The organism is Streptomyces sp. NPDC051064 (genome assembly GCF_044455985.1).
GTDB lineage: Bacteria > Actinomycetota > Actinomycetes > Streptomycetales > Streptomycetaceae > Streptomyces.
Genome location: NZ_JBITFK010000005.1, coordinates 276,267 through 293,180, shown reverse-complemented (window position 1 = coordinate 293,180; position 16,914 = coordinate 276,267). Strand labels below are relative to the sequence as shown.

General features: G+C 71.0%; 16 protein-coding genes and 1 pseudogene. 8 read left to right on the top strand and 9 right to left on the bottom strand.

Annotated elements, in window-relative coordinates; translation table 11 throughout:
- Nucleotides 1-59 precede the first annotated feature (59 nt).
- The 5 genes from ACIBCU_RS19480 to ACIBCU_RS19460 form a co-directional block, all read right to left on the bottom strand.
- Nucleotides 60-650 (bottom strand): ATP/GTP-binding protein, encoded by a 591-nt coding sequence (locus tag ACIBCU_RS19480; protein WP_362935383.1) that lies wholly within the window; start codon nucleotides 648-650, stop codon nucleotides 60-62.
- Nucleotides 637-1,008: a DUF742 domain-containing protein gene (locus ACIBCU_RS19475; protein ID WP_362935380.1), complete on the bottom strand. Its 372-nt coding sequence runs from the start codon at nucleotides 1,006-1,008 to the stop codon at nucleotides 637-639. The genes ACIBCU_RS19480 and ACIBCU_RS19475 overlap by 14 nt, the downstream gene beginning before the upstream one ends.
- Nucleotides 1,008-1,409: a roadblock/LC7 domain-containing protein gene (locus ACIBCU_RS19470; protein WP_030826382.1), complete on the bottom strand. Its 402-nt coding sequence runs from the start codon at nucleotides 1,407-1,409 to the stop codon at nucleotides 1,008-1,010. The genes ACIBCU_RS19475 and ACIBCU_RS19470 overlap by 1 nt, the downstream gene beginning before the upstream one ends.
- The gene (locus tag ACIBCU_RS19465) at nucleotides 1,406-3,736 is read right to left on the bottom strand and encodes a nitrate- and nitrite sensing domain-containing protein (protein WP_399232667.1); all 2,331 of its coding nucleotides are present in this window, start codon (nucleotides 3,734-3,736) and stop codon (nucleotides 1,406-1,408) included. Before ACIBCU_RS19465 ends, ACIBCU_RS19470 begins: the two co-directional genes overlap by 4 nt.
- Nucleotides 3,737-3,802: 66 nt before the next feature.
- Nucleotides 3,803-4,129 (bottom strand): hypothetical protein, encoded by a 327-nt coding sequence (locus tag ACIBCU_RS19460; RefSeq protein ID WP_399232664.1) that lies wholly within the window; start codon nucleotides 4,127-4,129, stop codon nucleotides 3,803-3,805.
- Between the two features lie 189 nt (nucleotides 4,130-4,318).
- On the opposite strand from ACIBCU_RS19460, the gene ACIBCU_RS19455 reads away from it, so the two are divergent.
- On the top strand, nucleotides 4,319-4,780 hold the full coding sequence (locus tag ACIBCU_RS19455) for a hypothetical protein (protein ID WP_399233076.1): 462 nt from the start codon (nucleotides 4,319-4,321) through the stop codon (nucleotides 4,778-4,780).
- Nucleotides 4,781-4,885: 105 nt separating this feature from the next.
- Here ACIBCU_RS19455 and xerC read toward each other — a convergent pair.
- The 3 genes and pseudogenes from xerC to ACIBCU_RS19440 all read right to left on the bottom strand — a co-directional run.
- Nucleotides 4,886-5,721: pseudogene (gene xerC, locus ACIBCU_RS19450) on the bottom strand (tyrosine recombinase XerC); the annotation flags it as partial.
- Nucleotides 5,718-5,897, bottom strand: a complete 180-nt coding sequence (locus ACIBCU_RS19445; protein WP_399232662.1) for a helix-turn-helix domain-containing protein — start codon at nucleotides 5,895-5,897, stop codon at nucleotides 5,718-5,720. The pseudogene xerC and the gene ACIBCU_RS19445, both read right to left, overlap by 4 nt.
- Complete coding sequence (locus ACIBCU_RS19440) at nucleotides 5,890-6,333, bottom strand: replication initiator (protein ID WP_399232660.1); 444 nt, start codon at nucleotides 6,331-6,333, stop codon at nucleotides 5,890-5,892. The genes ACIBCU_RS19445 and ACIBCU_RS19440 overlap by 8 nt, the downstream gene beginning before the upstream one ends.
- A 16-nt stretch (nucleotides 6,334-6,349) precedes the next feature.
- Between ACIBCU_RS19440 and ACIBCU_RS19435 the strand changes: the two genes are divergently transcribed.
- On the top strand, nucleotides 6,350-6,727 hold the full coding sequence (locus tag ACIBCU_RS19435) for a nuclear transport factor 2 family protein (RefSeq protein WP_362935365.1): 378 nt from the start codon (nucleotides 6,350-6,352) through the stop codon (nucleotides 6,725-6,727).
- A gap of 73 nt (nucleotides 6,728-6,800) precedes the next feature.
- On the opposite strand, the gene ACIBCU_RS19430 is transcribed toward ACIBCU_RS19435, so the two are convergent.
- Complete coding sequence (locus ACIBCU_RS19430; protein WP_399233053.1) at nucleotides 6,801-7,817, bottom strand: IS630 family transposase; 1,017 nt, start codon at nucleotides 7,815-7,817, stop codon at nucleotides 6,801-6,803.
- A gap of 476 nt (nucleotides 7,818-8,293) precedes the next feature.
- Between ACIBCU_RS19430 and ACIBCU_RS19425 the strand changes: the two genes are divergently transcribed.
- From ACIBCU_RS19425 to ACIBCU_RS19400, 6 genes are all read left to right on the top strand, one after another.
- Nucleotides 8,294-9,925, top strand: a complete 1,632-nt coding sequence (locus tag ACIBCU_RS19425; protein ID WP_399232657.1) for an ABC transporter substrate-binding protein — start codon at nucleotides 8,294-8,296, stop codon at nucleotides 9,923-9,925.
- A 119-nt stretch (nucleotides 9,926-10,044) separates the two neighbouring features.
- On the top strand, nucleotides 10,045-12,237 hold the full coding sequence (locus ACIBCU_RS19420; protein WP_399232655.1) for an alpha/beta fold hydrolase: 2,193 nt from the start codon (nucleotides 10,045-10,047) through the stop codon (nucleotides 12,235-12,237).
- A complete protein-coding gene (locus tag ACIBCU_RS19415; protein WP_399232653.1) occupies nucleotides 12,234-13,292 on the top strand; it encodes an ABC transporter permease in 1,059 nt (352 codons plus the stop codon). The genes ACIBCU_RS19420 and ACIBCU_RS19415 overlap by 4 nt, the downstream gene beginning before the upstream one ends.
- Nucleotides 13,289-14,155: an ABC transporter permease gene (locus ACIBCU_RS19410; protein WP_399232651.1), complete on the top strand. Its 867-nt coding sequence runs from the start codon at nucleotides 13,289-13,291 to the stop codon at nucleotides 14,153-14,155. The genes ACIBCU_RS19415 and ACIBCU_RS19410 overlap by 4 nt, the downstream gene beginning before the upstream one ends.
- Entirely contained in the window at nucleotides 14,155-16,119 is a 1,965-nt protein-coding gene (locus tag ACIBCU_RS19405) for an ABC transporter ATP-binding protein (protein WP_399232649.1), read from the top strand. The genes ACIBCU_RS19410 and ACIBCU_RS19405 overlap by 1 nt, the downstream gene beginning before the upstream one ends.
- A 77-nt stretch (nucleotides 16,120-16,196) precedes the next feature.
- A complete protein-coding gene (locus ACIBCU_RS19400; protein ID WP_399232647.1) occupies nucleotides 16,197-16,814 on the top strand; it encodes a helix-turn-helix domain-containing protein in 618 nt (205 codons plus the stop codon).
- The last annotated feature ends 100 nt before the right edge of the window (nucleotides 16,815-16,914 follow it).

The window sequence follows — 16,914 nt, the reverse complement described above, 5'->3', positions numbered from 1 at the left end:
CTGGACCGGGTCTACGGTCGCGGTCGTGAACCTCCACGCCACCACGTGGCAGGCCGAAGTCAGCCGGTCGCCGCGACCCCGGCTTTGGCGATGAGCATGTCCAGAAGCGAGAGCAGCGCACCGCGCGCGTCGTCACGGGAGCGGGCATCGAGCAAGTGGATGGGTGTGTTCGGGTCACGCAGATGCAGCGCCGCTCTGATCTCCTGGGCGGTGTAGGGCTGTTCGCCGTGGAAGCAGTTCGCGGCGACCACGAACGGAAGCCCCCGGTTCTCGAAGAAGTCGACGGCCGGGAAACTGCGGTCGAGGCGTCGTGTGTCGACAAGGACAATTGCCCCGAGTGCCCCGTTCAGCAGGTCGTCCCACATGAACCAGAAGCGCTCCTGGCCAGGTGTGCCGAACAGGTAGAGCACGACCTGTGCGTCGGTGAGGGTGATGCGGCCGAAGTCCATCGCGACGGTGGTAACCGCCTTGGACTCGATGCCGTCGAGGTCATCGACGCCGACGCCCGCGCTCGTCAGCCGCTCCTCGGTGCGCAACGGCTCGATCTCGGAGACCGCCTCGACCAGGGTCGTCTTGCCGACGCCGAATCCCCCAGCGATGAGGATCTTGACGGGGTCCGCTTCCTGGGCAGGGGTGTCATATCCGTGCAAGGTTGTCCCTGATTCTCATGAGCAGGTGGACATTGGTTGTCTCGGCCCCTTCCAGGGGTGGCCGGTGCTCGATCAGCCCCCGATCCGCGAGTTCGCCGAGAAGAAGCGTCATGGGAGTGAGGCGGATGTGCATGCGCGCCGCGATCTCGGCGACCGCCAGGCCGCCCGGAGGCGAGCACATCGCGAGGATGGCCTGCCACTCGCTGGGCAGGCCGCCGTGGCCGTCCGCGAGGGCCACCGCCGTGATCGTGGCGTCCATGGTGAGGGCGGTGTGTGCAGCCGCCGTACGTCCATCGGTCAGCGCGTACAGCCGCGTCCGGCGGTGGCCTCCCTCTCGCGGCCCCGGCTCGTCCGCCATTACGACGGCTGCGCCTGGCCGCGATCAGGCGTGCTCAGCCACTCACCGAGCGCCTGGGCGGTGCGCACGGCTTCACCGCCCAGCTCCCCCAGCCGCGCCTTGCGGGAGGTCACCACGATGAGCGTGCTGCCCTCCCCGCACCCGACGATGCAGAGATAGCAGTCGTCCATCTCGACCAGCTGGCGGATCACCCGGCCGCCGTCGACCTCCCTGGATATCGCCTTCATCGTGGAAGCGATGCCGGAGGACGCGGCGGCTATGCGCTCCGCCTGGTCCCGTTCCAGCTCGTACGAGCTGAGCTTGATCCCGTCGTTGGACAGTAGTACGGCTCCCTGGATGCCGGCGATCCTGCTCAGGTTGTTGTCCAAGACGCTGTAGATCATGTCGTTCGTTGTCGTCATGGCTGATCCTGTCGGAGTTCTTCTTCCACTGTCTGAGTCCCGTGTTCGTAGTCCGCCCAGGCGTCGGCCACTTCCTCGGGTGTCGCCGCATCCTGATGGACGGCAGTCTCCGGTGCGTGTGGCGCGCGGAGCTGCTCGGCGATGTGAGCCTGTGGTACCCGCTCGGGGAGGGCCGGCTTCGCGTCACCGTTCCGTGTCAGGGAAGGAACCGACGGCTTACTCTCCACCGGCCGCTCGGGCAAGCGCTCCGGCGTCCTACGGCCGGCCGACACGGTCTTCGCGTGCAGGACCAGCTCGGGCTTGCGTTCGTCGGACGGGCCCGGTGCCGGGGCGGGCATCGCCGCCGCGCGCGGCGCTTCCTTACCCGCCCGGACCGGTTCGGTCGGCACAAGGTGTTCCTTGGGAAGGATCACCACGGCCGACGTCCCCCCGTATACCGAGCGGCGCAGCGTCACTGTGGCCCCGAGCTGTTCGGCGATGTGGCCGACCACGAAGAGTCCGAGCCGGTGAGCGTTTTCCGCCAGGACGGAATACGGCGGGGCCGAGTGCAGACGCCCGTTCATCTCCTCGTAGGTTGCGGCGGTCACCCGAGGCCCGCGGTCCTCGATGTCGACCAACAGCCCGTCTGTCACCAGTTCGGCACGGACGACCACCTTCGACTGCGGCGGGGAGAACCGGGTGGCGTTGTCGAGGAGTTCTGCCAGGAGGTGGCTGATCTCGCTGATCACCCGCGGTACCACGCTGATCTCGTCCAGGGCCTGGCGCTCGATCCGCCGGAAGTCCTCGACTTCCGCGGCGGCTTCGCGCAGCAGGTCGGCGACGCGCATGGGCTCGGTGTGCGGATCGGGGATCTCCCCACCTGCCAGGATGAGCAGGTTCTCGATCTGCCGCCGCATACCCACCGTCAACTGGTCGGATCGCATCAACCGGGCGAGAAGCTCCTCGTCGTGCCCGAAGGCGTCCTGCAGTTCGTCGATGAGGGTCAACTGGCGGCTGACCAGGTTTCCGGTGCGCGAGGCGATGCCCGCGGCGAACATACCGAAACCCTGACGCTCGGCCGCGAGCCGCGCATGCCCGTCGACGGATACGGAGACGACCCGGGCGAACGCGTCGCTGATACGTCCGACCTCGTCCCGGTCTCCGCTCACCGCGGGCAGCGCCTCGTCGTCGACGGGCTGCCCGCGCTGGAGCCGGGCAACGACATCCGGCAGCGTGTCCTCAGCAATGGCCACCGTACGTTGGTGCAGACCGCGCAGGCGGCGGAGCACGGAGCGCGTGGTGAGCACGATGACGGCCGCGACGGCAAAGACGGCTGCGCCGTTTCCGACGATCAGCCAGATGACCCCGTTCTCCAGTTGCGTGGCCTTGGCGTCGGCGTGCACGAGTAGTGCTCGCCCTTGTTTCGCGTCGAGCGCGGCAAGGCGCGCCGCGAACTCGTCATACGCGGCCTGCCAGGCGTCGGCTTCCTTGGGTAGCCCGATGCCGGACGCGGTGTTCTGGTGGTCGGAGATGACCGCGTCCTCGATGCGGACCTTCGTCTTCCAGCTGTCGGAGGCGAAGACCTGGTCGTAGGCCGCTTTGTCCTCGGCCGTCAGATACGGCGCGACCCACTCGTCGTACTGGTACCGCTGGGATCCGACGGAGTTGACGAATTCGGCGAACCCGGAAGGGCTCAGACGCCTGGACGGCCCGGCCATGGCGAGGATGGTGGTCTCGCGCGCCACCATCTCGGACACCGTGAACACCGTGACGACCAGGCCGCTCTCCTGGATGAGCTCGGCGTCTTCCGCATGGCTGAACTCGTTCTGGTACACCCGGATGATGCGGTCGACGAGGTCGGAGTAGTAGCCGATCGTCCGATCCATGTCCCCGCTGCGGGCGTCCGCGCGCTCGCGGAACGCGGCCAGATCCGCGAGGCTGTGCTTCAGCTCCGCGACGTAGTGGTCGTCCTCGCGCCCGGTCGCCGCCAGAGCTCCGTCCGCCGCCCGACGGAACTCGTCCGCGGCCCGGTCCGTGGCCGCGCGCCGCTCGTGCAGCTCTCTCCCGGACACGGAGCCGCTCGCCCACCGTGTGGCGGTCATCGTCCGCTCAGCCTGCAGTTCGACCATCAACCTGGTCAGGGGTACATCGGTCCGCTCACCAACTGCCACATCAGCGCGCAGTTGCTTTGACTGGTGTACCAGCGGCTGTGCGGTCATGACCACTTGGGTACTCATCGCCAGGATAGGGACGATTGCCAGCCAAATGAGCAGCGTACGCAGGCGCAGAGTACGCCGCCGACGAGTCGCCGGCTGCCCTCGTGAGCCTTCGGGTTCTATGGGAGACATCAGTCCTCGGAGAGCGGGGAACCAGTGGGGACGGCCCGACCGCCGAGACCAGACGCAGTCCTGGGTTCAGGACTGGGGGAAGTCCGGTTCGGCTTTGACGCGACGTGAGGCACCGATCATAACCAGCCGCACCGGAGAAACGGAGAGATGACTTCCGTTGGCCACATGTGGTAGTGGCGACGAAGCATTGCGCATCGGACGTTGGCGTTCACCTGACGCCTGGGCCGAGGCGTGCTCGTGCAGACGGGGCAACCCGACCCCCGGCACGCCCTTGCGGGCGATCTCACAGATGGGCGTGTCGACCATATTGTTGGCAACTTCCTGGCCGAACAGCTCCATTCCAGGAGACTCAGTGAGACGCGCTGTCATACCCGCCTTGATCATGTCCTGCATCGCCCTGTTCGCCGGGTGCGGCAGCGGGGAGATTGACACGAAGGGGGGCATACCGCCGCCTCCGAAGCCGTATCCGCCCCCACGCCACCCCCATCGGCGGAGCCCTTCCCTGGCACCGGTGACCTGGTCAAGAAGAGCGTGGGGAGCGCGGTGAAGCACGCTGACCGCTCCGGATTCTCACTGGACTTCATGACTTACACCCACGGCGACGGGCTGGCTGAGGCGGGTTATGAGATCAACCTCTACACATACAACGAGGACCACAAGGTTTCCTCCGGGACGGACTTGTCCTCGATCGCACGACACAACAACAGACTGGTCTGCCGGGCAAAGAGGATCGGACCGAAGTCTTACGCGATCTACTTCGACGACACCTATGACCTGTGCCTTCGCAAGGGGATGCCGAAGTCAACGCCCACCCCTATTGACTCGGCCGAACCCACGCCCATCTATACGCCGCCGAAGTCCGCGCCCACCTACGCGCCTGCCAAGCCTGTTGGGTACACACCGAAGTCTCCGGCCGGCAACTGCTATCAGGCTGGGCAGTACTGCCCGAAGGCACTGGCAGGAACCTCGGGTACGAACTCATCGGGCACAGTGATCTACTGCCGGTTGGATTCCACGGACAACCCCTGGCACTGGCGGTACTGACCTCGCCCTCGCCCACGGGGCCCACACGCGGAAGCTTGCATGCCGGAGGCCTATGGCCAGACGACGACTACCCAGAGCGCATCGGCATCGACGGGGCCTGTCCAACAAGCGCCGTTCGGAGGCGCGGGTCTTGGTCGGAAGGCTGGTGAGGCCGCCGGTCCGGGTGCGTTGCAAGGAGCGACGGATGCTCGCGGTGCCGCCGTCGAGGTCGAGGTCTTCCCAGTGGAGGCCGAGGAGTTCGCCTTTCCGTAGTCCGGTACGCAGGGCGAGTTCGTACATCGCGTGCAGTCGGTCGGTCTTGGCCGCCTGGAGGAGTTGTCGTGCCTCGGCCGCTGTGAGCGGCGGGGGTGGGGCGTGGTGACCTTGACGTTCCGGGCGACGTTGCGCGGCAGCTCGTCCTCGCGGACAGCGTGTTCCAGCGCGGACTTGAGGACCGAATGCACGTAGGCCACAGTAAGCGGTGACAGGCACTTGCCACAGCACTCGGCGCTAGCGCAGCAGCGCTGCCTGGCCGCATCCAGCTCCTGCGCGCAGCACTGGCACGTGGTGCGGAGGCGGTCGAGGAAAGTGCGGACGTCCTTGGCGGTGAGACGGGCAAGCTTCTTCGTCCCGAGGCCGGGGATCAGGTGGAGGCGGACGCAGGTGGCGTAGCGGGTGTGGGTGTTCTCCCGCAGTCGGTGGACTGCGACGCTGTTCAGCCAGTACGCGAGGTTCACGCCCACCGTGCTGTCCGCCGTGGCGACGGGGAGTCCGCGGTTGCTGTCGGTGATCTTCTCGGCGAGTCTGCCGGCTGCGTTCTTGCGGGTGGTGCCATAGACGCGGACGCGCTTGCGGCTGCCGTCGGCGGCCAGCTCGTAGCCGGCGGCTTCCCAGCGGCCGTCTCTCCGCTGGTAGATGGTGCCTTCGCCGTTGGCGCGGGTCTTGCGCCTGGGGGCGGTCATCGGGCGGCCTCTTCCAGGTGGCGCTGGACGTAGTCAGCGAGGGCGGGGATGCGGCGGGCGCGGCCGATGGTGAGCGAGGCCAGGTTTCGGGTGCGTATGAGGTCGTAAAGGGCGGAGCGGCCGATCTTGAGGCGGGCCATCGCCTCGGGGACGGTGAGAAGTTCGTCGTCACGCACCGGTCGTCACCGCCTCGGGGAGGGTGCCGCCGACGAGAGAGGCGAGTCGTTCGAGATCGGGTGTGAGGCCGGTGCCGCCGAAGGCCCAGTGGGCGAGGACGGGGGTGGTCGCCTCGGGTGCGGGGGCGTGGCGGCGGTGCCAGGCGGCGCGGGCGTCGCGGAGTGCGCCGAGGGTGGTGGAGTAGGCGCGGGTCTTGGTGGAGAAGTGGCCTCGGAAGCCGAGCATGTGGGCCCAGGCCGCAGTTTGAGGTGTTCGAGGTCCCGGCGGGCGCCGAGGGTCCAGACGGGTGCGGATCATGCGGGCGGCTTGGTCCGGGATGGTTTCCTGGCCGAGTCCGGCGATCAGCTTCAGTCGGCGGTCGAGGGTGTGCTGTGACCGGGATGGTTCACCGTGATCGGAAGACGGCTTACGGGACGAGCGCGTTCCGTGAAACAACTGGTATTACTGGTGCATGCAGGAAGAAACCGCACGGTCCGCAATCGACACGTTCGTCTCCGCGTTCAACGCCTCGGACGACAGCTATGTGACTGCGCTCCTCTCCCAAGCCCTGACGTCGGACGTGGTCTTCTGGGGGCCGTTGGGCCGCAGCGAAGGGATCGAGGCGGTCGAGCGGTTCGTGCTGGACATCCGGCGCCACCCGGCGGGGACCGGCACGATGGTGCGCTGCTCGGCGGTGGACATGCCTGACGAGTGGGCCCGGTACCAGTGGGTCTTCACCACGCCGGATGGAGGCCCCCGTCTGGCGGGAACGGACGTCGTCCATCTGCGGCGGAGCCTCATCGACCAGGTCATCGTCTTCGCGGGGGAGATCGACCCGTCCGCCTCCTGAGTCATCCTTCTCTTGCGCCGTCCTTCTCCTGAACCGGCCCCGTCGGTGCTCCGGGGCTGCGGCTCGCGGTTGGTCAGGCTGCGGTGTTGAGGGGACGTCCGCCCCAGCGGATGCCTTTCTCGCTACGGATGCGGGCACGTTCCTTGCGTTCGGCGGCCAGGACGTCGCGGTGGCGGGCGTTGGCGTTGCGCCAACGCAAGTAGGCGTGTAGGGCCCGGGTCTGCACGGTGGGGTTGGGATGGTGGGAGTTGGCGATGGTGAACTGCCGCAGCGGTCCGAAGTGCGCCTCGATCGGGTTGGCCCAGGAGGCGTAGGTCGGGGTGAAGCACAGTTCGACCTTGTTCTTCTTCGCCCAGCGGCGGATGTCGGTGCCCTTGTGGGCGGACAGGTTGTCCATGACCACGTAGGTGGGTGCACCGTCGGGCCGGGCGGCGCGGATCGACTTCAGCGCGGCCAGCGTGTTCCCGGCACCCTTCTTGCGACGGTTGACGCCCCACAAGCGATCGTCGCCGACCGAGTAGCAGCCGTGGAAATAGCGCACCCCGTGGGTGTGGTGGTAGGTGGCCGGCAGCCGGCCGGGGCGCTTCTTCCTGGCCCAGCCGGAGCCCGCCGTGGGCCGAATCCCGAGCGGGCCGAACTCGTCGAACGCAAAGACCCGGTCCGGGAGCCGGTCCACCACTTCCTCGATCCGGTCCAGCTTCGCCTCGCGCTCGGGGTCCGGGGACTCCTTCCACGTCTTGGTGCGCTGGAAAGTGACGCCGCGCCGGGCGAGCGGGCAGCGTAACGCCTCGCGGCCGATGCGGATGACCCGACCGTGGACTTCACACAGGTAGGCGACGAGCTTGCGCAGGGACCAGCGGGTGAAGGGCTGGCCGAGCTTGGCGGGGCGGGTGGTGGCCGTCTGGATGACGAAGTCCTCATCGTCAGAGCTGAGCAGGCGGGGACGGCCTCCCGCCCAGTGAGGGTCAAGGCAGGCCAGGCCGATCTCGTTGAACCGATGAATCACGTCGCGGACGGTGCCCTCGTCGGCTTGGACCAGCTGGGCGATCACCGGGACGCGGTTCCCGCCGGCCGAGGCGAGCAGCATCATCGCGCGCCGGTGGCGCACCGAGTTGGTGCTGCCCCGGCGCACGATCTGCTGTAACCGCTGCCCTTCCTGATCAGTTGGCCAGCGGACTCGAACGGGCTCTGCGACCACGCCTCCACCTGTCGGACGGCCTGTCAGCTCACATCCAACGGGCCCGCCATCCAACAGTGTGAACCGAAACCCGGTGAACCATCCCGGTCAGAGCACGAACGGCGCCGGCAAGCGCAATTGGGTGGCAACCCCGAAGGGGCCCGGGAGCTGGATACGACTCCCGGGCTCCGCCACGCCCGCATGTCCGATATGGGCGTCCGTAGCTTCCCGGCGACCGAAACGCGCGCGGACCTGGGCCGCCCGCTCGAAGCGGATCGGGTCCGACCACATCCCAGGACTCCTTTGACACCCTCAAAGCTTCGCGTATACCTTCTGTTGCCAGTTGGGCATTCTCAGTGGACGCCCAGGCGGACGGATAGGTGGTTCCCATGCATTCGGGACCGAACGGACCGATCGGGCGGCGCGGAGTCCTCCGTGCGGCGGGAGCGGGCATCGGTGTGCTCGCCTTCTCGGCGGTCCTCTCGGCGTGTTCGCCGCAGAAGCGCGACGGGGCCGACGGTGCCGTCGGCCAGGGCACGGACGAGCCGGTCGACACCTTGACCCTGGCGCTGCCCTCGTCCGTCTCGACCCTGGACGTCAGCCGCGAGTCCGGCATTCTGAACTACGTGGTGGCCTGCCTGGTCCAGGAGTCCCTGCTCTCCGTCGGGCCGACCGGCAAGCTCCAGCCCGGCCTTGCCGAGAGCTGGAAACAGCCCGACGCCACGACCTACGTCTACACCCTGCGCCGTGACGCGAAGTTCTCCGACGGCACCCCGGTCACCACCGACGATGTGCTCGCCTCCGTCGAGGCCGCCCGGGACGACGCGAGCGGACTGGCTTACGCCTGGGCCGACGTCGCCTCCGTCAAAGCGACCGGCGCCCGTGAGATCACCGTACGTCTGAAGAACCCCGACGCGGCCTTCGCCTGGACACCGACCCCCGGCACCCTGCTGATCAGCAGCAAGGCGTTCCTCGCCCGGAACAAGGGCAAGGTCGGCACCCCCAGGACGCTGCTGCTCGGGTCGGGGCCGTACCGGGTGACGTCCTTCGCCGCCGACGACCACGTCGGCCTGGAACGCAACGACGACTGGTGGGGCGACCGGCCCTCGGTGCGGTCGCTCAAGCTGTCGTTCATACCCGACGCCGGGACCCGGCTCGTGGCCATGAAGTCCGGTTCCGTCGACGGCGCGCTGGGCCTCCCCTCCGACGAGGCCCGCACCTGGGAGGCCGACGCGCAGGTCACCTACACCGGTGACCGCTCGGTGGTCGCCCTGGCCTTCGACACCGCCCAGGCGCCCTTCGACGACGTGCACGTGCGCAAGGCGTTCGCCCACGCAGCCGACCGGGCGGGCATGACCAAGGGCATCCTGCACGGCAAGGCCGAGGTGGCCTCCGCCCTCGTCTCGCCCGACATGTGGGGTGACCTGCTCGCCGCCGACGCGGTCGACGCCGCGTACGACAAGCTGCCCGCCTGGGACTTCGACCTCGACCTGGCCAAGGCCGAACTGGCGAAGTCCGCCCACAAGGACGGCTTCAGCCTGGACCTCACGTATCCGGGCAGCGGGCCCCAGCTGGGCAAGGCGGCGCTGGCGCTGGCCGCCTCGCTGAAGGAGCTCGGCATCACGCTGAACGTCAAGGAGACCACGCTCGAACAGTGGATCGCCGATCTCCTGCCTGGCAGGAAGCCGCTGCAGTTCCTCTGGTACTACCCCGTCACCGGGGACCCGGCGGAGCTCACCAACGCCTATCTGGACGGTCAGGCCACCGCGACGAACCTGCCGCACTACGACAACTCCGTCGTCGACGAGGCGCTGGCCGCCGCCCGGAAGACCACCGACCCGGCAGCACGCGGTGCGCACCTGATGACCGCAGTCACGGCCGCCGCCGCGGATCTTCCCTACCTTCCGTTGTGGTGGGCGCAGACCGCGACGGCCTTCTCCGAGGACCTCGTGTTCGAGGAGCCCGGCCCCTTCGCCCTCGTCGGCCCCTGGGCCACCAGGGTCAAGAAGGCGGCTACCTGAGACCGCGTGCCGGGCGAGCACGCCCCCGAGCCCGCCCGGCACGCACCCCCCCCGGACCACCGGTCCCGCCCCCGCCCGGCGCCACGGTCCGTCCCGTCCGCAGCACGAACGGAACGCACATGCCCCGCCCCACCCCGGTACCCGGCCCCGCCGGAGCCCCGGCCGCGGTCGTCCGCCGCGTCCGTACGGCCATGTCGGACCTGACCGTGCCGACGGACAGCCGGATCAGCCCCGACGGACGCCGCGTGGCGGTCACCGTCCTCGGACCGTGGGGCAGCGACGTCCTGATCACACCGGCCGAGGGCCCGGCACTCCCGCTGCCCACCGCCTCGTCCGGCCCCGACGGGCGGTCCCGGCACACCCCACGCTGGCTTCCGGACTCCCGGACGGTCCTGCTGGTCACCGAACCGGCCGGTCCGGGCCGCCCCCGGCTGACCGCGTGGGACACCCGTACCGGCGCGCGCCGTGAACTCGTCACCGTCCCCGGCGCCGTGGAGGACCTGTCCGTCTCCGACGACGGCACCGAGGTCCTGCTGATCACAGCCGACGACGGAGCCGAACGTGACGGGATGAACCTGGGGCTGCCCGTCCGGCTGGGCCCGGACCCCGCCCCGGCCTCCTACCGCCCGGACACCGGCTGGCGCCGGCTGCTGCACGGCCTGCTTCGGTCCGCCGACGCGTCTCTGCTGTTCGCGCCGGTCGTCCTGCGGGATGCCGGGCCGGCCGGGCTGACCGTCTGGAACGCCGCCTGGCGTGGCGGCCGCACGGTCGTGGCCACCGTCTCCGAGGACCCGCTGCCGGCCGGCTACTACCACGCGCGCCTCGTCCGGATCGACCTCGCCGACGGCCGTGCCGTCACCCTTCACGAACCCCGGGGGCAGCTCGCCGCGCCCGCGATCGGTGAGGACGGCCGCCGCGCGGTCGTCGCCGAGGGCATCTCCATCGTCGCCGGGCGACCGCTCCTCGTGGACCTCACGGACGACACCGTCGCGACCGCCGCCGACGCCGAGGACGTCACCTGGATCCGGTTCCACCCGCACGACGCGGACCGGCTGCTCACCGCCGGCTGGAGCGGCACCGGAACCCGCGTCGCGGACGTCCGGGCCGGGAAGGGGTCCTCCGGCACCGGAGTCACCGTGCTCCACGAGGAACAGGCCGTGCTCACCGGCGCCGGTGCGCAGCCCGCCCTGAGTCTCAGCGGCGACGGCCTGACCGCCGCGACCGTACGCGAGGCGCCCGGCGTACCCCCGCAGGCCGTTGTGGCGCCGACGTCCGGCCCGGGCGCCTGGATCTGGCGGCCCGTCACCGCCCCCGACCCGGCCGCCGCACGCGGGGAGGGCGGCCACGGTGACCTCGCCCGGGTCCGGACCCGGCAGGTCGCATGGACCACGTCGGACGGGGCGCGGGTGCACGGCCTGCTCCTCGACGCCCCCGGCATCCCGGCGCCCGCCGGCCTCCCCGCCGGAACGGCCGCTACGGTCCCCCGCGCGCGCCCGCTCGCGGTGGCGCTGCACGGCGGCCCCTCCTGGCAGTGGTCCGCCGGATACGCGCCGGCGGACGTGCTCGGCCTGGCGCCGGCCCTGGCCGCCGCCGGCTGGCTGGTCCTGCTGCCCAATCCGCGCGGAAGCAGCGGCTACGGGCTGGACCACGCCCGCGCCGCCGTCGGCGCCTTCGGCGACGGTGACCTCGACGACATCCTCAGCGGCGTCGCACACCTGGTCGCGGAGGGGGAGGCGCTGCCCGGCCGGTCCGCCGTACTCGGCCACAGCTACGGCGGGTTCCTGGCCGCGCTCGCTGCCGCCCGGACCGACATCTTCCGCGCGGCGGTCGTAATCTCCGCGCCCACCGACTGGCTGAGTTTCGCCCACACCTCCGTCATCGGCGGGGGCTACGAGCAGACGTACGCCATCGGCGACGCCGATACCCCCGAGGGCCGCGCCGCCCTGATCGGCCGTTCCCCGCTCTTCGCCGACGGCGGCAGCGGAACCCCCACACTCGTCCTGCACGGCGAACACGACCGGGTCACCCCGCTCGGCCAGGCGCACGAGCTGTACCGAGCACTGTCGCGTCGCGCCACGGCGCCCGTCGAGCTCCACGTCTACCCCGGCGAGGGGCACGAGTTCACCGGCCCCGCCCACCTGCTGGACGCCACCGCCCGCGCCGAGGAATGGCTCACCCAGCACGTCGTACGCGCGTCGCCGGCCGGCGACCGTACCGCGCATCACGCCCTGCCGCGCGGCGCCGGGCCAGGCCCACGCCCGGTTCCGGGCCCAGCCCCCGGCCTCGTCCACGGCACGAAGGAAGCCCCGTGACCGACCCCAGTCATCGCCAGGCCGCCCCGCCGCCGCTCCGGCATACGCGGCTGCGGCAGGCACTGCCCGTCCGCTACGTGCTTCGGCGGCTCGCGGGCACCGCCGGGCTCCTGTTCGTCCTCTCCCTCGCAGTGTTCGCACTGCTACGGCTCGCGCCCGGTGACCCCGCCCGCACTCTCCTCGGCACCCGCAGCGCCACCCCCGAGGCCCTGGCGTCCGTACGGGCCGCGCACCACCTGGACGAATCACTTGTCACGCAGTACGTACGGTGGCTGGCGGGTGCGTTCAGCGGCGATCTGGGCACCTCCATCCGCACCGGCGAGAGCGTCGCCGCGGCGCTCGGCGACCGACTGGCGCTCACCGGACAGCTCGTGCTGGCCGGATTCGCCGTCGCTCTGCTGCTCGGCCTCCCGCTGGGCACCCTGGCCGGCCTGCGAGCCCGGCGGCCCGTCGACCGCGCCGTGCAGAGCCTCGGCGTCCTCGCCCTGTCCACCCCGGCCTTCGCCGGCGGTCTGCTTCTCATCTACGTCTTCTCCCTGATGCTGGGCTGGCTGCCCGCGTACGGGCCGGGAGCGGGCGGCACCGACCGGCTGCTCCATCTGCTGCTCCCCGGTATCACCCTCGGCCTCGCCGTGACCGCCGTGCTGATCAAGCTCGTCCGCGCCGCGGTCATCCGCGAACTGGCCCGGGAACACGTGACGTTCGCCCTGGCCCGAGGTGTACCGACCCGCACGGTGCTCCTCCGGTACGTACTGCGGGGCACCGTCGTCCCGGTCACCACCGGCATCGGACTCGTCCTGGCCTACCTCCTGGCCGGCACCGTCCTGGTCGAGCAGGTGTTCGCGCTGCCGGGGCTCGGGCAGCTCCTCGTGCAGTCCGTGACCTTCAAGGACGTCCCCGTCGTCCAGGCCGAGGCCCTCCTGGTCGCCGCCCTGATCTGTCTCGTCAACCTCGCCACCGACCTCACCCACCCCCTGGTCGACCCACAACTGCGCACCGAACGCCGCCGTCCCGGCCGGAGCGCGCCGGCCGGACCGACCGAGGTGAAGGCATGAGCACGCCGCCCGCCACCGCCCGCACAGCGCCCGCCGTCTCCGCGAGGAAGGGCGGACGACGCCTCTTCGGCCCCCTCACCACCGTCTGCGCCGTGACCGCCGTCCTCCTGGTCGCCGCAGCCGTCGCCGGCCAGTGGGTGTTCCCCGACTGGAACCGGCAGGATCTGATGGCCACCGGCGCGATGCCCGGCGACGGACATCTCCTCGGCACCGACGAACTCGGCCGGGACGTCTGGCACATGCTGGCCGCCGGCGCGCGCAGCACCCTGGCGGGGGCCGCGCTGGTCGCCGTCGGGTCCATGCTCATCGGCAATGTGCTCGGCCTGACCGCCGGCTACTTCGGCGGGATCGCCGACACCGCCGTACGCCGCCTGGCCGACCTGCTGCTGGCCCTGCCCGCCCTGCTCGTGACCATCGTCGTCGCCGGAATCGGCGGCGGAGGGTACGCCCTCGCGGTCGGCGTCCTGGTCGTGCTGACCTCTCCCGGAGACATCCGGCTGGTCAGTTCGGCGGTCCTGGAACAGCGCCACCGCCCGTACGTGGAGGCGGCCAGGACGCTCGGCCTGCCCTCCCGGACGATCATGGTGCGGCACATCTGGCCCAACGTGCTGCCGGTGGTCGTCGCCAACACGATGCTCAACTTCGCGGGCGCGATCGTCGCCCTGTCCTCGCTGTCCTTCCTCGGCCTGGGTGTGCCGCCCGGCGCCCCGGACTGGGGCCGGATGCTGGCCGAGAACCGTACCCTCCTGTACGACAACCCCTCGGCCGCCCTGGCACCGGCCGTGGCCGTGATCGTCTCCGCGGTCGTGGTGAACCTGCTCGGCGACCGGCTGTTCGAGTACTTTTCCGACCGGAGGCCCTGATGACCGAGGTCCACGCCGAAGCCGCCGCCACGGCCTACCCCGCTGCTCTGCTGGAGGTCACCGGCCTGCGGCTCACCGCGACCGGAGCCGGGACCGGCCCGACCACACTCCTCGACGGCGTCGGGCTGTCCGTCGCGGCGGGGGAGTGCATCGCCGTCGTCGGGGAATCGGGCAGCGGCAAGTCGCTCGCCGTACGAGCCGTGGCCGGACTGCTTCCCGGCGGGGTCACCGTGACCGACGGCAGTATCCGGCTGGCCGGCCAGGAGGTACGGGACCTGCCTCCGGGTGAACGCCACGCCCTGCGCGGACGACGGGTCTCCCTGCTCATGCAGGACCCCTTCACGATGCTCCACCCGCAACTCACCTGCGGGCGGCAGATCGCCGACGGCCTCAGTGACCACCTGCCCGCCCTCGCCGGGGCCCGCGGCAGGCGGGCGCGCCGCGCGGCCCTGCGCGTCGAGACGGTCCGGCGGCTCGCCGAGGTCGGCCTGGCACCGGACGTCGCCGACCGCTACCCCCACGAGCTCTCCGGCGGCATGCGCCAGCGCGTCGCCACCGCCGCGGCCCTGGCCGGTGACCCGGACCTGCTCATCGCCGACGAACCGACCACCGCGCTCGACGCCGCCAATCAGCGTGCCGTCCTGGACCTCCTGCGCGGCCTGCTCGAACGCCGCGGCATGGGCCTGCTGCTCATCACGCACGACCTCTCGGTCGCCTTCTCCACCTGCGACCGGGTCTACGTCCTGTACGCCGGTGCCGTACTCGAACAGGGCCGGGCGGCGGATCTGCGCCGGGCCCCCCGCCACCCGTACACCGCCTCGCTGCTCGCGGCCGAGCCCTCCCCGCACATCCGGCACCCGCGGCTGCCCACGGTCCCCGGCTCCGTGCCCCCGCCGGGCGACCGCACCACCGGCTGCCCGTTCGCCGACCGCTGCCCCCACGCGGCTCCCGAATGCCGCACCACCGCCGTGACGCTCAGGGCGCCGACCGCTGCCCCCGTGCCGCCCGAGGGCGCTCCCCGGGACACCGGTGACCGGCTCAGCGCCTGCATACGGCTGGCCGAGATCGGCGGGGACCTCACCCCGCCGTCCCCCGAGCCTGCCGGCACCACCGATGCCGCGCCGACCGCGCCGGAGGACGCCGTACCGGCCCTGCGCGTCAGGGGCGTACGCCGTACCTTCCGGGGTGACGGCGACGGCCGCCCCGCCGTCCGGGACGTGGACCTGACCGTGCCGGACGGCCGGATCACCGCGCTGGTCGGCGAGTCCGGCTCGGGGAAGACCACCCTGGCCCGCATCGCCGTCGGCCTGGAGAGCTTCGACCAGGGCCAGGTCGACGTCGGCGGTCTGCCGCTGGCCGCCGGACGGATGCCCACCCACGCGGAGCGGTCGCGGCTCGCCCCACAGGTGCAGATCGTCTTCCAGGACCCGTACTCCTCGCTGCCCCCGCTGCGCACCGTCGGCACCACCCTGGCGGAGGCGCTGACCGCTGCCGGCCGGATCTCCGGAGGCTCACGCGCACAACGCCGCCGCCGACGCGACGAACAGGTCGGCCGGCTCCTCGCCCAGGTCGGCCTGCCACCCGCGTACGCCCGCCGGCGGCCCACCAGGCTGTCCGGCGGCGAACGTCAACGCGTCGCCCTGGCAAGGGCGTTCGCCGTACGTCCCCGGCTCCTGATCTGCGACGAGGCGGTGGCCGCACTCGACGTCTCCGTACAGGCCCAACTCCTCAATCTGCTGGCCGACATGCAGCGCAGTGACGGCTTCGCGGTGCTGTTCATCACCCACGACCTGGGCGTGGTGCGGCAGATCGCCGACGAGGTCGCCGTCATGGTCCGGGGCGAACTCGTCGAACACGGCACGGTGTCCGAGGTCCTGGACCACCCCCGGCACCCGTGGACGCGCCGGATGCTCGACGCCGTCCCCGGCCCGGGAGCCGGGCGGAACGCGGCGGACACACCCTAGACTGACGGCCCCCGTCAGCCGGTCGGTCTGTGGGGGCCGCTCACCGGAACTCCACCCGGCCGAAGGAGACGTTCGCGATGTCAGTGCCGCAAGGCCCGCTGCCGCCCGCCGCGCCCGCCCCGAAGGCGGACGCGGCCCGCCCGGCAGCCGTCGACTCCGTGCGGGACGCCCTGTCGGCCAACCTCAACCGCCGCCGTCTCGCCCAGGGATGGAGCCTGCGCGAGATGTCCGCCGCGACCGGGATAAGCAAGGCCCTGCTCTCCCAGATCGAACGCGGCGAGGCCAATCCGACTCTGGACGTCGTCACTCGCATCGCCACCGTGCTCCGTACCGACCCCGTCGACCTGCTGCGCACCTCGCTGCGCGAGCCGGAGATCCTGCGCGCCGCCGAACTCGACGAGCCCGAAGGGGAGAGCGCGGTCAACCTCCTCTTCGCCGCACACGGCCACAGCCGCTTCGAGGTCTACCGCTCCCGCCTCCACCCCCACGCCCAGAGCCAGCTCAGCTCGCACGGCACGGGCTCCGTCGAGTACGTCATGGTCATCGCCGGCCGGGTCACCCTCGTCGTCGACGAGGTGCCCTACGACCTCCACGCCGGGGACAGCGCCCGCTTCGACGGTCGGGTCAGCCACTACTACACGACCGAGGACAGCCCGGCCGCCACCCACAGCATCGTCGGCTACCCGCTGGCATGACACCGCTGCCGCGCCGACGCCGATCCGCCTCCCTGGCGTGCGCCGGCAGCCTTACGGAGCCTTACTCGCGGGAGCGGGCGTGACGGACGGTTCGATGGCC

Bases quoted from the DNA above. Each gene is read 5' to 3' on its own strand.
- ACIBCU_RS19470 (WP_030826382.1), bottom strand. From the start codon at position 1,409: ATGACGACAACGAACGACATGATCTACAGCGTCTTGGACAACAACCTG.
- ACIBCU_RS19400 (WP_399232647.1), top strand. From the start codon at position 16,197: ATGTCAGTGCCGCAAGGCCCGCTGCCGCCCGCCGCGCCCGCCCCGAAG.
- ACIBCU_RS19460 (WP_399232664.1), bottom strand. From the start codon at position 4,129: ATGCAGGACATGATCAAGGCGGGTATGACAGCGCGTCTCACTGAGTCT.
- ACIBCU_RS19410 (WP_399232651.1), top strand. From the start codon at position 13,289: ATGAGCACGCCGCCCGCCACCGCCCGCACAGCGCCCGCCGTCTCCGCG.
- ACIBCU_RS19465 (WP_399232667.1), bottom strand. From the start codon at position 3,736: ATGTCTCCCATAGAACCCGAAGGCTCACGAGGGCAGCCGGCGACTCGT.
- ACIBCU_RS19430 (WP_399233053.1), bottom strand. From the start codon at position 7,817: ATGATGCTGCTCGCCTCGGCCGGCGGGAACCGCGTCCCGGTGATCGCC.
- ACIBCU_RS19435 (WP_362935365.1), top strand. From the start codon at position 6,350: ATGCAGGAAGAAACCGCACGGTCCGCAATCGACACGTTCGTCTCCGCG.
- ACIBCU_RS19420 (WP_399232655.1), top strand. From the start codon at position 10,045: ATGCCCCGCCCCACCCCGGTACCCGGCCCCGCCGGAGCCCCGGCCGCG.
- ACIBCU_RS19425 (WP_399232657.1), top strand. From the start codon at position 8,294: ATGCATTCGGGACCGAACGGACCGATCGGGCGGCGCGGAGTCCTCCGT.
- ACIBCU_RS19475 (WP_362935380.1), bottom strand. From the start codon at position 1,008: ATGGCGGACGAGCCGGGGCCGCGAGAGGGAGGCCACCGCCGGACGCGG.
- ACIBCU_RS19405 (WP_399232649.1), top strand. From the start codon at position 14,155: ATGACCGAGGTCCACGCCGAAGCCGCCGCCACGGCCTACCCCGCTGCT.
- ACIBCU_RS19455 (WP_399233076.1), top strand. From the start codon at position 4,319: ATGACTTACACCCACGGCGACGGGCTGGCTGAGGCGGGTTATGAGATC.